At 55.5% G+C, this 14103-nt stretch carries 13 protein-coding genes; 1 reads left to right on the plus strand and 12 read right to left on the minus strand.

Annotated features, from left to right (window positions below; genetic code table 11):
- Positions 1–60: 60 nt before the first annotated feature.
- The 6 genes from ACNQ6O_RS12060 to lptM are packed head-to-tail and all read right to left on the minus strand — an operon-like array spanning position 61 to position 5623.
- Complete coding sequence (locus ACNQ6O_RS12060) at positions 61–1458, minus strand: diguanylate cyclase (protein ID WP_418053475.1); 1398 nt, start codon at positions 1456–1458, stop codon at positions 61–63.
- An 11-nt stretch (positions 1459–1469) separates the two neighbouring features.
- On the minus strand, positions 1470–2417 hold the full coding sequence (gene xerC, locus ACNQ6O_RS12065) for a tyrosine recombinase XerC (protein WP_418053844.1): 948 nt from the start codon (positions 2415–2417) through the stop codon (positions 1470–1472).
- A gap of 23 nt (positions 2418–2440) precedes the next feature.
- Positions 2441–3196, minus strand: a complete 756-nt coding sequence (locus tag ACNQ6O_RS12070; RefSeq protein WP_418053476.1) for a DUF484 family protein — start codon at positions 3194–3196, stop codon at positions 2441–2443.
- A 17-nt stretch (positions 3197–3213) separates the two neighbouring features.
- Positions 3214–4128, minus strand: coding sequence for a diaminopimelate epimerase (dapF, locus tag ACNQ6O_RS12075; protein ID WP_418053477.1), 915 nt, complete (start codon positions 4126–4128; stop codon positions 3214–3216).
- 14 nt (positions 4129–4142) lie between these two features.
- The gene (lysA, locus tag ACNQ6O_RS12080) at positions 4143–5393 is read right to left on the minus strand and encodes a diaminopimelate decarboxylase (protein WP_418053478.1); all 1251 of its coding nucleotides are present in this window, start codon (positions 5391–5393) and stop codon (positions 4143–4145) included.
- A 38-nt stretch (positions 5394–5431) separates the two neighbouring features.
- Positions 5432–5623, minus strand: a complete 192-nt coding sequence (lptM, locus tag ACNQ6O_RS12085; RefSeq protein ID WP_418053479.1) for an LPS translocon maturation chaperone LptM — start codon at positions 5621–5623, stop codon at positions 5432–5434.
- A 218-nt stretch (positions 5624–5841) separates the two neighbouring features.
- Between lptM and ACNQ6O_RS12090 the strand changes: the two genes are divergently transcribed.
- On the plus strand, positions 5842–8286 hold the full coding sequence (locus ACNQ6O_RS12090) for an EAL domain-containing protein (protein WP_418053480.1): 2445 nt from the start codon (positions 5842–5844) through the stop codon (positions 8284–8286).
- 50 nt (positions 8287–8336) lie between these two features.
- On the opposite strand, the gene argH is transcribed toward ACNQ6O_RS12090, so the two are convergent.
- From argH to ACNQ6O_RS12120, 6 genes are all read right to left on the minus strand, one after another.
- Positions 8337–9743 carry an argininosuccinate lyase gene (gene argH, locus ACNQ6O_RS12095; protein ID WP_418053481.1) on the minus strand — a complete coding sequence of 469 codons (1407 nt, stop codon included), beginning with the start codon at positions 9741–9743 and terminating at the stop codon, positions 8337–8339.
- A 388-nt stretch (positions 9744–10131) separates the two neighbouring features.
- On the minus strand, positions 10132–10704 hold the full coding sequence (locus tag ACNQ6O_RS12100; RefSeq protein WP_418053482.1) for an NADPH-dependent FMN reductase: 573 nt from the start codon (positions 10702–10704) through the stop codon (positions 10132–10134).
- Between the two features lie 39 nt (positions 10705–10743).
- Positions 10744–11781 carry a lipid A deacylase LpxR family protein gene (locus ACNQ6O_RS12105; RefSeq protein ID WP_418053483.1) on the minus strand — a complete coding sequence of 346 codons (1038 nt, stop codon included), beginning with the start codon at positions 11779–11781 and terminating at the stop codon, positions 10744–10746.
- A gap of 19 nt (positions 11782–11800) precedes the next feature.
- Positions 11801–12397 (minus strand): antibiotic biosynthesis monooxygenase, encoded by a 597-nt coding sequence (locus ACNQ6O_RS12110; protein WP_418053484.1) that lies wholly within the window; start codon positions 12395–12397, stop codon positions 11801–11803.
- Between the two features lie 72 nt (positions 12398–12469).
- Complete coding sequence (ycaC, locus tag ACNQ6O_RS12115) at positions 12470–13090, minus strand: isochorismate family cysteine hydrolase YcaC (RefSeq protein ID WP_418053485.1); 621 nt, start codon at positions 13088–13090, stop codon at positions 12470–12472.
- An 81-nt stretch (positions 13091–13171) separates the two neighbouring features.
- Positions 13172–14038 carry a pirin family protein gene (locus tag ACNQ6O_RS12120; RefSeq protein ID WP_418053486.1) on the minus strand — a complete coding sequence of 289 codons (867 nt, stop codon included), beginning with the start codon at positions 14036–14038 and terminating at the stop codon, positions 13172–13174.
- Positions 14039–14103 lie beyond the last annotated feature (65 nt).

Here is a 14103-nt window from a genome sequence, read left to right on the forward strand (position 1 = left end):
CAACACGAGCTGGAGAAAAAACGTCACTGCATACCCTCACGGAGCCACGAGTGTGGATGATTAATTAGCTACGACACGGTTGCGGCCTGTTGCCTTGGCTCGGTACAGGGCCCGATCGGCACGTTCAAAGGCCTGGTCCTGACTGTCTCCACGAACAAACTGCGCAAGACCGGAAGAAAACGTAATGCTGACCGGATTCCCACCAAAATGAAATGGCAGTTTCTCGACATAGCCTCTCAGTTTATCCATCACTGAAACAGCCTCATCCATTTTGGTCTCCGGCAGCAGCAATGCAAACTCTTCGCCGCCAATACGGGCGATGAAGTCGGTCGCTCTCAACCGCCCCTGTAGCTCTCGGGCAACCAATTGCAGTACCCGATCGCCCGCCTTGTGCCCATAGCTATCATTAATTCGTTTAAACAAATCAATATCCACGACCGACACGGTCAAGGGGTGGCTATAACGCTGCCAACGGTTGTATTCAAAATGCAGTCGCTCTTGCCACGCTTCGCGGTTTGGCAGTTGGGTCAGCAGATCGGTCATGGCGCGAGCGCGCTCCCGGCGAATCTGCTCCTGCATTTGCTCAGAACTCGCTTCCATCGCAGCCATTTTCTGCTGCATGGACTCAAGTTGCTCAGCCATGAAACGTTCTCGCCGACTTTCCTTTTCTTTAAAACGCCCAAGGGCGTTCCCAATCTGATCTAGCCGCTGCCCCACCGATTGCTTGAGGGTTTCCAGATCGTCACTGGCCCTGAGGTCTTCGCTGACCAAACCAATCTCGTGACGAATTTCCTGATCGAGGACCTCCGTATCATCTTTGCGTGACGAATTGGATTCCGATTGGTGCGAAAAATGCTCGCGCAAGGTTTCAAGACGATCATTGAGACGTGTCAAAAAAGCTTCGAGTTCACGTTGATTGCGAGTAATCGCCCGGATTAACAGCTCAGAAACAGATTCGAGGCTGGTACGCAACGTACTCCAATCGATACTGGAAAGAAGCGTTTGTTGGAGCTCTTTGGCTTTCGCCTCGGCATCAGGCTCCAGCGTCACTTGCTCCAGAACCTGATTCAGCAGCTGTCCCACTCGCCGGGCGATGAGGAGGCGATGATCCTGATCTGAAATATCAATGCCGTCTCCCGCGGCCACCCTTGGTGACGGCTGCCGAGCGTTACCTTCAGTGGAATTCGGTGCTCTTTCATCATCCAACAGCGCGATCTGACGATCAATCTGCTCCTGCAGACTGAGCCAGGCTTGTGCGTTAACAGTTTTACGACGTAGATCAGCTCTCAACCGGCCCAGCAAGTGATCCAGCTCAGGCCGCTGGCCTTCCGAGGCAACACAGGTTCGTACCAGCATACGTCCTAGTAGGTCACGCTGCTCCTTGCATCGCTGCTCCTGCTGTTCTGCTTCTTTTAAAACCTGTTGGTATTTGTTCTTCCAGGATTGCTCCGATGCCATGCCATGCTCCGTTATTGGCCAGCCGAATCGCTGCCAGACAAGACGGGTGTGCTGGCACCCGAACGCCGACGAGCCCGAGGGTGGCTTTGATCATAAACCCGGGCAAGATGTTGAAAGTCCAAGTGAGTATAGACCTGAGTCGTCGCTATGTCCGCATGCCCCAGCAGTTCTTGAACCGCTCTTAAATCCCCACTGGATTCGAGCATATGACTGGCAAATGAATGACGAAGCATATGGGGGTGCATACGCTGATCAGCCCCTTGGAGCGTTCCCCAGCGCGCCAAACGCGCTTGAATACTGCGCCGACTTAAACGCCCGCCCCGCTGGCTGACAAACATGGCCGCCTCACTACCAGCAACGAACTCAGCACGGCATTTAAGCCACCGACGTACGGCAGCAGCGGCTTTGGCGCCCACCGGCAATACCCGTTCTTTACTGCCTTTACCCAACACTTTGACTTCTCCACCGGCCAAGTCCAAAGCGCCCAAATTGAGACCTGCCAATTCTGATAGCCGCAGACCGGAGGAATACATCAACTCAAACATGGCCAAGTCACGCACTTCGAGCGGATCATCCGGGTTAACCTCAAGCAACCGGTTCAGTTGATCCACATCCGCCACTTTGGGCAAGCGGCGACCGCTTTTGGGAGCGCGGATGTCCAGAGCCGGGTTGTCTTTTGCCATCCCTTCCCGAAGCAAAAACTGGTAAAAACGACGAATAGAAGAGAGGTGTCGTGCAATGCTTCGCCCACCCAGTCCTTCTTTGCTCAGGTTGGCGACGTACCGACGCACATCGTGGCTTGTCACCGTCGCCCATTGATCAATATCGACCGTGGTCAGCCAGGCACAAAAACGTTGTAAGTCGCGGAGATAATGTTCGCAGGTGCGTGGGGAATGGCGTTTTTCAGAGGATAAATGGTTAGCAAAGCCTGCCAGCGGCATCGTAAGCGCCTCTGGCATTCGGTCGTCGGAACCGGTTTTGGTCACCCTTGACCGCTCTCCACAGTTAACTCAGCAACTTTTGCGGCATCCGAGCCATGACGCTTAAGCACCGGGGGCAGCAACCGGCTGAGGGTGTCACTGATGTAACTCAGGAACAGCGAACCCATGCTCTGATCAAAATACCCGGGCTCGCAACTGCCTACCGCAAACACCCCGACCAACCCTTCATAACGGAGAGGCACCAAAGCCACCGAGGCGATCGGCTCGTCACGATCTGGAAACAGGAAGGCACGTTCAGTCTCCCGGAACTGTCCACACACCGCCCGGTCGCCATCAAGCAAAGCACCCAGCCGCTGTTCAGCCTGACTTTTGCCTACAATGTGCAAGGCACCATGGGACTGACCCAGCTTGTTCACGTCACCGAACAACAGAATCGAGGCCGCGTCGAGTCCAAAATCGCCCCGAATGCTGTCATCAATGGCCGAGGCCATGTCCTGAAGATTCTTGGCTTCTATTACCTGCATTAACAGGCGCTTGCTCTTTTCAAACAACCGGTCGTTATGGCGCGCAATAGAGACCAGCTCCATCATTTCACTGCGCAGGGTATCCCGTTGCTCGCGAAACAAATGAACCTGACGCTCAACCAACGAAATCGCGCGGCCACTGGCGTGGGGCAAGGTCAAACTGCGCAGCAGCTCGTCTTGGTCGAGAAAGAAATCAGGGTTGGCGCGAAGGTACTCCGCAACCTGCTCCGGGGTTAGTTCGCCGGCCTTCTGGCGGGCCGTTTGTTCTGTCATCACGTTCTCCTGAACCGTCAGGCCCTGTTTTTATGCGTTCTTGAGCTTTTCCGTCGGCGGGGCAGTGTGTCGCCCGGCAGCCGCAACTGGCCGTCAAAGACTGTTGTGGCAGGGCCTTCCATCATAACAGGGGTCCCTTCACCCTGCCATTCGATCACTAGGGGGCCCCCTCTCAGTTCTACCTTCACACGTTCATCTAACAAACCGCGTAAGCGGCCCGCCACAACGGCCGCGCAAGCCCCGCTGCCACAGGCCAGGGTTTCACCCGAACCGCGTTCGAACACCCGCAAACGAGCGTGCGTACGATCAATAATTTGCAAGAATCCGATGTTAGCCCGGGCCGGGAAACGGGGATGTTTTTCCAGCAGCGGCCCCAAGACCGAAACCGGCGCAGTATCCACATCCTCGACCACAAGAACACCATGGGGGTTACCCATGGATACCGCGGAAAGCTCCACGGTTTGGTCGTCAACATCAACCGTATACACGGTCTTCTCACTGTTGGCGGCAAAGGGAATCGCCGGCGGGTTCAGCTCGGGCACGCCCATGTTGACCATCACCTGGCTATCTTTGCCAACTTTCAGTTCAATGACCCCTTTCGCGGTCTGGACTCGAATCACCCGTTTGTTCGTTAAACGCTGGTCCCGGACAAAGCGTGCAAAGCAGCGTGCACCGTTGCCACACTGTTCAACTTCCGAGCCATCGGCATTGAAGATCCGGTAACGGAAGTCGACATCGGGCAGCCCGGGAGGCTCAACCACCAGCAGCTGGTCAAAACCGATGCCAAAATTACGGTTGGCCAGATCACGAATCACTTCCGGGCGCAGGCGGAATTGCTGACTGATCGCGTCCACCACCATGAAGTCATTGCCCAACCCGTGCATTTTGGTAAACCGAAGCAACGGGCCTTGCCCCCGTCTTTGCTGCGTCATCTCCGGCTCCCCACTCATTCTGGCAAGCAACTTTCAGGGGCCAGCTGGTCATCCAGCGTTTCCCGGCGACGTACCACATGCACCTGATCACCATCGACCATCAACTCCGGCGGACGGTTGCGAGTATTGTAGTTGGAGGCCATAACAAAACCGTATGCGCCGGCTGAGCGCACAGCCAGCAAGTCGTTCGCTTTCAGGGTCAGCGCGCGGTCTTTGCCGAGGAAATCCCCCGTTTCACAGACCGGCCCAACCAGGTCCCAAATCTTCTCTTCACCGTCATTGTGTGGCTTAACCGGCACGATCGCCTGCCAGGCACTATAAAGAGCCGGGCGAATCAGATCGTTCATGGCGGCATCGATGATGGCAAAATTTCGGTGTTCAGTGCACTTAAGGAATTCCACCTTGGTCACCAGAATACCCGCGTTAGCGGCAATGGAACGCCCGGGTTCAAGAATCAGCTCCAGCTGACGATCACCCATTCGCTCCGACAAGGCTTTCACGTATTCGGAAGGTTCAGGTGGCGTTTCCTGATCGTAGGTCACACCCAGTCCGCCGCCCATATCCAGATGGCGAATGTTGATACCTTGCTCGCCCAACGCATCAACCAGCGCCAAAACCCGATCCAATGCGTCCAGGAACGGGGATACGGTGGTCAGCTGAGATCCGATATGGCAATCCACCCCCTTGATATCCAGGTTCGGCAAAGTGGCCGCGCGAGCGTATACCTGAGGTGCTTCCGCGATATCAATGCCGAACTTGTTTTCTTTCAGCCCGGTTGAAATATAGGGATGCGTACCGGCATCCACGTCCGGGTTCACCCGCAAGGATACCGGCGCTTTTACGCCCAACTCGCCAGCAACAGCGTTCAGACGGTCAAGTTCAGTATCAGACTCCACGTTGAAGCAGCGAACGCCGGCTTCCAGGGCCCGCTTCATCTCCCACTCTTGCTTACCAACACCCGAGAACACGACCTTGCCAGCATCGCCACCGGCCCGGAGCACGCGCTCCAGCTCACCGGCCGAGACAATGTCAAAACCGGCGCCCAGTCGCGCCAATACGTTCAGCACGGCCAGATTACTATTAGCTTTTACTGCGTAGCATACGAGGTGGGGGCGATTGCTCAATGCATCGTCATACGCCCGGTAGTGTCGCTCCAAAGTAGCGCGAGAGTACACATAAGCCGGGGTGCCGAACTGCTCTGCAATCTGGGCAACCGGAAGATCTTCGGCGTAAAGCTCGCCATCACGGTAATTGAAATGATCCATTCTTTTCCTGAACTCGTTAGGTAAGGTAAACGTGAAAGTCAGTGCGCCGTTTGTTCATCACCGAGGGCCCCGGTGTCCGTTTCCGGAACTTCCGATACGGCAGCAGGAACATCCACTGCCACCGGCGCTTCCCGGTACAGCGGCCCTTTCTGACCACAGCCACTCATGACGAGCATGGCCAGCAGACACAATGCTACATAGCCCAACCGACGCGCTCTCATTGTCTGCATACGTTTACCCTTGCGTGAATAATAGACGAAGTATACCCGAGACCCGTCCCGGACCGCGAGGTCAGCTCCGTATCGGTGCGGCACGTTAGGCAAGAGGTTTTTTTCATCTTGATAGCCAGTATGATGAGCAGCTCGTAGCAACGCCGGCAAACAACCATAAGAACACCCGGTTCCGGGCTAATTCCGGTACCGGCAGATCATGATGAGGCACCTGCGCTTTGAAAGAGTTCCTGATCCAACGCTATCGCCCCGACCCTTCCGGGCCCGTCATCCATCCGAGCCAGCTTCGCGTGGATGTCGACGGCCGCATTACTCACTCGGACAGGCATGCAGAAGCCATGTTCGGGTACGATGCCAGCGAACTCACGCAACTGTCCGTACAGCACATTCTGGCTTCCCGACAGGACGACCCTTTCGCGCCGGCACATCGTCACCGTTTAGCCAACGGCCAAACCGTGCTGGTCACGTTCAAGCATAAAGAAGGCTTCTTTTTCACGGCATCGCTGGGCCTTCGGCTTGAAACACTGCAGAACGATCCGGAAACCAGCGCGTCCATCACGCTAAAAGACAGCCAGCAAATGGACGGCCGCCTGCTCGGGCTGGCAGAGCGCAGTGCAAGCTTCGGTTTTTGGGAGCTCGACGTTTCCTCCAATGAAGTCTTCTGGTCTGAAGCCATGTATCGGTTGCTGGAGCTGCGTGCCGGCGCTGACCTCTCCCCCGAACAAGCTTTGTTCTACTGTCAGTCACACCAGAACCGGGTTCGCGCTTTGATGCGTCGGTGCATGCGTTCCGGCCAACCATTCAGCATTGAACTGCCAATTATGACCAGCCGCCAGCGATTGGTGCGAGCTACGCTTACCGGCCGCGCCCTCAAAAGTGGCGGGCGCGTTCACAGGCTAGGAGGGGTGCTGGTCAATCACAGTTCAGCCATGCGTCACGATGAGCAAAAACAACAAGCTCAGCGCATGCTGGAGGCCACAACAGCCGCAACTCCCGACTTGGTCGTTGCACTCGACACAGCCTTTAACTTATTGCATTTCAATGCGGCGTGGGAGCAACAATTCAGAACTGCCTTTGATCTTGAGCCCCAGCAAGGCGACAACCTGAAAGCGCTGCTCAAGAACTTCCCCAACGAGCGCCGGTTGATGGAAAGCTTGTGGCAAAAAGCCTTCGAACGAGACCACTTCGTTGCAGAAATGCCCCTATTCAGTGACGGCGCATCGTCTTCGTTATTTGAGCTCCACTTTCAGCGGATTCACAACGATGAAGGCGAAGTCGTTGGTGCCGTGCGCGTCGCCAAAGACATAAGCAGTCGAGTCCTACAAAACAGCAGTGGCGATCATCGCATGCGCCATGACCCGATCACCGGCCTGATGAACCGCCGTGCCTTCAGCGTCCATCTTGAACGCGCCATCAGCCATAGGCACAAACGCCAGTTGGTCGACAGCCTGCTGTTTCTAGACATTGATGACTTTGATGGTTTCAGCGAGATCGCAGACACCGGCATCTGTGACCGGTACCTGCGCGAACTGGCCAGCACACTGAACTTGCGCGTTCGAAAGCGTGATGCACTCGCTCGCTTAGGGGGCGATACCTTTGCGCTCTTTATCGAGAACTGCCCGGAATCCCGGGCGCGAAAAATTGCCGACGAAGTACGGGAACAGATTGCTCAATTTCAATTCGAATGGCAGGGAAAAATACTCCAGACGACGGTCAGCGGCGGCTTGCTCATCATCGACAAAGACGCCCCTGAGCAACCTGACATACTACTAAGCCAAGCCGCCGATTTGTGCCATACCGCAAAAACCTCGGGCCGGGACCGTATTCACACCGCTCACGCCTTGCCGCCTGAACAGGAAAGTGAAACCGGGAGCGAGCGGCGCTTGCAACAATTGCGTCAGGCGCTGGATGACGGGTCTTTGGTACTGGAGTTTCAGGCGTTGAAACCGGTTGCCAGTGCCACTTGGGGCGACCGTGTCGAAATCCTGTGCCGCGTTCCTGCCGGCCCGGATAACGATCTGCTCAAGCCCGAACATTTTCTACCGGTAGCGGAACGCTACGACCTCGCGAAAATGCTGGACCGGCAAGTCATCCGACAAACACTAACTTGGCTCAGCCAGCACCGTTTGCTGGAGCCGCGCCTGAAATACTGCGGATTCAACCTGTCTTTGGCATCGCTTCTGGACGACACCTTTGCCGACTTCATGAAGCAGGCTGTGGCTCAAACACCGTTTAACGCGAGCTGTTTTTGCTTGGAGATTCGCGAGTCCCACGCGACCCGGTATCCGGATGAGGCGGCCGTACTCTGTGACTCGCTACACCGAATCGGCTGCAAAGTCGCACTGGAAGGGGCGGGGGCCTCAGTGGAAAGCTATAGTCTGGCCGCCAATTTGCCGGTCGACTTCATCAAACTCGACAAGCGGATGATGCACAAACTGGAGAACGACCCGGTTCAGCAAATTATGGTGGATGCCCTGCACCGAATCGCCGAAACAACCGGCAAAGAAACCGTTGCAACGTTTATCGAGAACGACGAAACCCTTCGGAAGGTACGCTCGTTGGGCATTCATTTCGGACAAGGCTACAGGCTCGCACGGCCTCAACCACTGGAAGACCTGACACCCGCAGTGGTGGATTTAAGCACCGGGCGAATCGGAGGGTAATGGAATACCGGCCGCGAACAGGCGCCGGTATTCCATTGTGCACTGATTCGTTACAGCGCAGCTCTGGCGCGGGCAACCGCGGCCAGCACTTGGTTCGGCGCCGTACCACCCAAGTGGTCACGGGCCTGCACCGAGCCTTCCAGCGTCAGCACATCAAACACGTCTTCGCCGATAACGCCTGAGAACTGCTGCAGTTCTTCCAGTGTCATTTCAGACAGGTCACGGTTTTCAGCAACGCCAAACGCCACAGACTTACCGACAATTTCGTGGGCATCGCGGAACGGCACACCTTTTTTCACCAGGTAATCCGCCAAATCCGTCGCTGTCGAGAAGCCTCGCTTGGCCGCTACCCGCATGTTGTCCGCTTTCGCCTTAATCGCCGGAATCATATCGGCATAGGCCTTCAGGCAGCCTTTGATGGTATCCACGGTATCAAACAGCGGCTCTTTGTCTTCCTGGTTGTCTTTGTTGTAGGCCAGCGGCTGGCTCTTCATCAGGGTCAACAGGCTGATCAAATGACCGTTCACCCGGCCCGTTTTGCCACGCACCAGCTCTGGTACGTCGGGGTTCTTCTTCTGAGGCATGATGGAAGAACCGGTGCAGAAACGGTCTGGTAGATCGATGAAATCGAACTGGGCCGATGTCCACAACACCAGCTCTTCACTGAAGCGAGACAGGTGCGTCATCAGCAAAGACGCAAAGCTGCAGAATTCGATGGCAAAATCCCGATCACTCACGGAATCCAATGAGTTCTCGGAGGCACGGTCAAAGCCGAGTAGTTCCGCCGTCATGTTGCGGTCGATCGGGTAAGTGGTGCCAGCCAGCGCCGCCGCGCCCAAAGGCATAACATTCACACGTTTGCGGCAGTCCTGCAGACGCTCGGCGTCCCGCACCAGCATTTCGTACCAGGCCAGAAGGTGATGTCCAAAGGTGACCGGCTGAGCGGTTTGCAGGTGGGTAAAACCCGGCATGATGGTGGCGGCTTCGCGCTCGGCCAGATCCAACAGACCGGATCTCAGTCGCGTCAGCTCTTCTGCAATCACGTCAATTTCATCGCGCAGGTACAGACGGATATCGGTGGCCACCTGATCGTTCCGGCTGCGGCCTGTGTGCAGTTTCTTACCAGTAATACCGATGCGTTCGGTGAGTTTGGCTTCGATGTTCATGTGCACATCTTCCAGACTCACAGACCACTCGAAACGGCCGGCTTCGATGTCTTCTTTAACGCCCTTCAAGCCTTCGATGATCTGGTCGCGCTCGGCGTCGGTCAGCACACCCACCTTGGCCAACATGGTGGCGTGGGCAATGGAGCCGGTAATATCATGGTGATAAAGACGCTGATCAAAACCCACCGACGCCGTGAAGCGCTCGACGAAGGCATCCGTCGGCTCACTGAAGCGGCCGCCCCAAGGTTTTTCGGAGGATGTGGTCTGGTCAGGTTTTTTCTGATCCGTCATGTCTTTAGTCCTATAGTAACATGTAACTTTTGCTTAAGCGTCTGTTTTCACTCGAAATTATCGAAGTGACACTTTTTGCTATTTTTTTGGGTAATTTTGTCCTCATTGTAACGCTTCAAGATTCAGGAATCGCGCTAAATGTCGAAGGACGGCTGGGGGGTTGCCAAACATATCTTGGGTGGTGGCTGTTCGAACTCGGCATGTGGAAAATTTTCCTAAAGCCTAAAATCGTTCGTAAAGGTCGCAAAGCGGACCTTCGAGTAAGGCGGTCGATGCTAATGGTATAGCCTCCGTTTGAGGTTATGGGAGGTTAAGCGTTGCCGGGGGATGTCCAAACAACGTGGCTGTCTCAAGGCGGTTCAGTACCGTGAATTGAGCGAGAAGCGATCTAGCTTTCAGTGCGAATTGTTTTGAGGGCGCGGGCCCATTTCTCAAGCTCGGTCAGCAGAGCCTTGCCAGAATCCTCATGATGCTCATTGGGCGTGAATTTTTTCTCACTATCAAGCAAGGACCAAGGTGTCTGCACCATCACACCCTCCATCATTGGCATCATCTTTACGGTGGTCACCAGCTGTTTTGCCAACTGAGCGGAGCGTAAACCGCCAGAGACACCACCGTAACTGACAAATCCGCATGGCTTGTAATTCCACTCGTTGTAGACGTAATCCAGCGCGTTTATGAAAGGCGGAGGAGGACAGTAGTTGTACTCGGGGATGACGAAGGCATAGGCATCGGCCTCAGAGACGCTCCTGGACCAGGCCCGTGTGTGTTCGTGCTCGTATTTCTGGAGGCGAGGGTGGTTGGGTTCGTTGTATACGGGCAATTGGAAGTCGGCGAGGTCGACCAGAGTTGACTCAAACTGGCCCTGGCCGTTGGCGAATTCATGGAACCATTTGGCGACTGACGGGCCCACACGACCGGGTCGGGTACTGCAAATGATAGTATGAAGTTTCAGAGACATAATCAGCTTCTCCTCGTGATGACGTCCTAAGACGCGTGATCAGTAAGTGTAGGTCAAGCCAATGCGGCCGTAGGTCTGACTATTCCTGTCCGTGGGGTTATCCCAGGGCACAGTGGTTTTGACTACAGAAAAACTGCCGCTCCAGTCGCCAGAGCGAGCCTTTACCCCGACATAGAGTCTGAGAATGCCTGGGTCGTAATCAACGGACATACTGTCCTTGAATGTGTTGCCGTCCCAGAATATGGCGTTTGCGATATAGGAGCCGTTTAGCAACGTGAATAACCAGACGCCTGTGTCCGTTCCATAAGATGTGTAAGGGCGAGATCCAATGGTTTCTTCGCCGAAAAACTGGGGAGGAATACCGTAGTCGTCGGGTACTCCCCAACCAAATCGGGCGCCCACCCCGGCCGTAGCCATTGAAATAAGGTTGCCCAGTGTGCCTCCCAGTTGGCCGATAACGTCGCCACCCCAACCGTTTGTGCTGCCAAAACTGGTCAGTCTTCGTCGGTGTTCGTAGCCCAAGTTCAGCAGGATTTCGTCGCCAATTTGGTTATCCCACCCGTTGACTTGATCAGCCCCGATTAGCCGATGGAATTCATTCTGAACGTTTTCGCCCTGGGCGCTGGGTCCGGCAAGGCCGTAGTGGAAGGAAAAAGCGTCCATTTTTTCCTCGTCTTGTGCGCCAGCGGTGAACGTTCCGAACAGTAAGCCACTGTAGGGCATATCGTTTTCGATGGGTTCTGTGGTGTCTGTGTCGTTAGGCGTGAAAATTCGGTGGGATAGGCTGTGGCTGATGAATCGTTGGCGTCCCTGACCGTTGATGAGCGGTAAACGGCTCACGCCCGCTGCGACTATATCGGGTACCGGCCCTTCGCTGAATTCCTCCAGGTAGCCGGATACCCATCCGATCTGAAGTCCATTGGTGTAGTGATCATCTGACTGGGCAAAGGTGTCGTTGTCCACGGACAGGAACCAGGTTCCATTGACATCATCCGCCGAAGCGTTGCTGGTCCAAAGGCAAACCAGCAGGTACAGCATGGCTCGGTTTTTCAGGTGTACTTGCGTCGGTACGAGCATAAGATCACCAAATTCGGTCTTATCTAAATAACCAGGGCGCCACTAACCGGACGATCCGGGGCATGATCAGGTAAACCACTAACGCAACTATAGTCGCCGCAATGAACCCGTGTCGGATTCCCCAGGTTCCCAATTCAGGGACTGCGTCAAATAAGGGTTGGTAACCCAGAGGCACCACCATGGTTAGAGGCCAAATAACGGAGGTGGTGATCAACCATTGCTTCCAGCGAGTGGGCTGTTTGGCTTTTGAGGCGGGTGGCGTGAACCAGAAATCGATCCCGCTCTTTATTTCCACGTGTTCGTCTGCGGCCAGGGCTGAGGTTATGTCAGAAACCAGTTCCCGCCTGATATCCGATTTGAGCCAATGCTCTGCCGCATCATTGTTGGAAAATCGAACGGAAATTTCGAAGGTATCGTTTCCTTCGTTGGGCCGCATCACGTGAACGCCCTGGTGGCCAGGAAATTGCGCCGCGGCTTCTATAATTTGCCGAAGCCAGGTTTCGTACCGATTTTTCAGTTGGGGGCGAACGGTGTGCCTAATGAAGATTGTACGCCCGGTGTCGTAATGGACGTTGATGGCGTCTCCGCCCTGGTCGAGATTCTCTTCGTTGCTCATGTTTTCAACCACGTCCTTATGGGAACAGCACACCCGCGGAGGGCTCGGCCCACCCGGGTGTGCGATCTCATTTTATTTCTGCTGAGAGGCGTAGCTCTGCATAAGGTTCGAGTAATGCGGCAAATGATTGGCGAGAATGCCACCAAAGCCTTCGATATCATTCCGCCAGTCGCGGTGCAGCTCGCCGGCAACGGCGAACCAATTGACCAGTTGCGCACCCGCTGCCTGCATGCGGCTCCAGGCGCCGTCACGAGTAACTGGATTGAAGGTACCGGAAGCGTCGGTAACGACGAATACATCGAAACCTTCTTCCAGCGCTGAAAGTGCAGGGAAAGCCACGCACACTTCCGTCACGACACCCGCGATCAGCAGCTGCTTCTTGCCGGTTGCTTTGACGGCATTGACGAAATCTTCGTTATCCCAGGCGTTGATCTGGCCAGGGCGGGCGAAGTAGGGCGCATCCGGGAATGCGGCTTTGATCTCAGGGACCATCGGGCCGTTCGGACCATCTTCAAAACTGGTGGTCAGAATCGTCGGGATGTTGAAGAACTTGGCGATGTCTGCCAATGCCAGAACGTTGTTCTTGAAATCGTCCGGCGAGAAGTCTCGAACCAACGACAGCAAACCAGCTTGGTGGTCGACCATCAAGAGGGCTACGTCATCTTTATCCAATCGTTTGTATTGAAAAGACATGATCTATCTCCTTGTGTCCCCTGGTTGATTTGGGCCCGGCCACTTAGGTCGGGCCTCTGCCGCTAGCCTTGAGACGGAAGGCTAGTGGCTCAGCTGGCCGAACGTTCCGTTTTGGAAGTCCGTGATGGCCTGCTGGATTTCCTCTTGCGTGTTCATGACAAACGGACCTTGTCCGGCCACAGGCTCGTCAATGGGCTCTCCAGTCAGCATCAGCAGATGCGCGCTGTTATTCGATTCCAGCGCTACACTCTTGCCATTTCGACTAAAGCTGGCCAATTCGGCATCCCGAAGAATTTCCTCGCCATTGACCTGAACGGTGCCCTTCAAAGCCACCAACAACGTGGTGTGCCCCTCGGGTACGGTCAGCTCCAGTTGCGCTCCCGGCTCCAGGCGAATGTCCCAAACGTTGATGGGCGTGTGGGTTATGGCAGGCCCCTGGTGTTCCAGATACTGGCCTGCCACCACCCGAAGTTGCCCTGATCGCCCCAGATCCACCTTCGGTATGTCGGCGTCCAGCAGCGTCTGATAAGCCGCCGGAGTGGCCTTTGCGCTCGCGGGCAGGTTCACCCAAAGCTGAACCATTTCCAGCGGGCCGCCCCTTTCGGAGAACGCGCGGGAGTGGAACTCCTCATGAATAATGCCGGCGCCAGCTGTCATCCATTGCACGTCACCTGCGCCGATGGTGCCACCGGCGCCGGAAGTGTCTCGGTGTTCAAGTTCACCCTGATACACCAGGGTTACCGTCTCGAAGCCGCGGTGCGGGTGTTGGCCAACGCCGCGTTTGCCCTTGGTTGGTGCAAAGGTGGCGGGCCCGGCGTAGTCCAGTAGCAGGAAGGGCGTGATGCTGTCTGCCCCCATCCGGTCATAGGAAAACAGGGAGCGGACAGGAAAGCCGTTGCCTACCCAGTGACCATAGGGAGGGCTGTATGTAGTCAAAATCTTCTTCATGGTCCCTCCTATCAGGTTGTTAAAGTGAGTTAGGTAAATATAGATCAGAGGTGTTGGTTTTTGTA

It is taken from the genome of Marinobacter sp. SBS5 (assembly GCF_048285575.1).
In the GTDB taxonomy this organism is placed as follows: domain Bacteria; phylum Pseudomonadota; class Gammaproteobacteria; order Pseudomonadales; family Oleiphilaceae; genus Marinobacter.

Coding starts and splice junctions, on each gene's coding strand:
- xerC (WP_418053844.1), bottom strand. CDS start 2,417: ATGCCAGAGGCGCTTACGATGCCGCTGGCAGGCTTTGCTAACCATTTA.
- ACNQ6O_RS12060 (WP_418053475.1), bottom strand. CDS start 1,458: ATGGCATCGGAGCAATCCTGGAAGAACAAATACCAACAGGTTTTAAAA.
- ycaC (WP_418053485.1), bottom strand. CDS start 13,090: ATGTCTTTTCAATACAAACGATTGGATAAAGATGACGTAGCCCTCTTG.
- lptM (WP_418053479.1), bottom strand. CDS start 5,623: ATGCAGACAATGAGAGCGCGTCGGTTGGGCTATGTAGCATTGTGTCTG.
- dapF (WP_418053477.1), bottom strand. CDS start 4,128: ATGACGCAGCAAAGACGGGGGCAAGGCCCGTTGCTTCGGTTTACCAAA.
- lysA (WP_418053478.1), bottom strand. CDS start 5,393: ATGGATCATTTCAATTACCGTGATGGCGAGCTTTACGCCGAAGATCTT.
- ACNQ6O_RS12110 (WP_418053484.1), bottom strand. CDS start 12,397: ATGAGCAACGAAGAGAATCTCGACCAGGGCGGAGACGCCATCAACGTC.
- ACNQ6O_RS12070 (WP_418053476.1), bottom strand. CDS start 3,196: ATGACAGAACAAACGGCCCGCCAGAAGGCCGGCGAACTAACCCCGGAG.
- ACNQ6O_RS12105 (WP_418053483.1), bottom strand. CDS start 11,781: ATGCTCGTACCGACGCAAGTACACCTGAAAAACCGAGCCATGCTGTAC.
- argH (WP_418053481.1), bottom strand. CDS start 9,743: ATGACGGATCAGAAAAAACCTGACCAGACCACATCCTCCGAAAAACCT.
- ACNQ6O_RS12120 (WP_418053486.1), bottom strand. CDS start 14,038: ATGAAGAAGATTTTGACTACATACAGCCCTCCCTATGGTCACTGGGTA.
- ACNQ6O_RS12100 (WP_418053482.1), bottom strand. CDS start 10,704: ATGTCTCTGAAACTTCATACTATCATTTGCAGTACCCGACCCGGTCGT.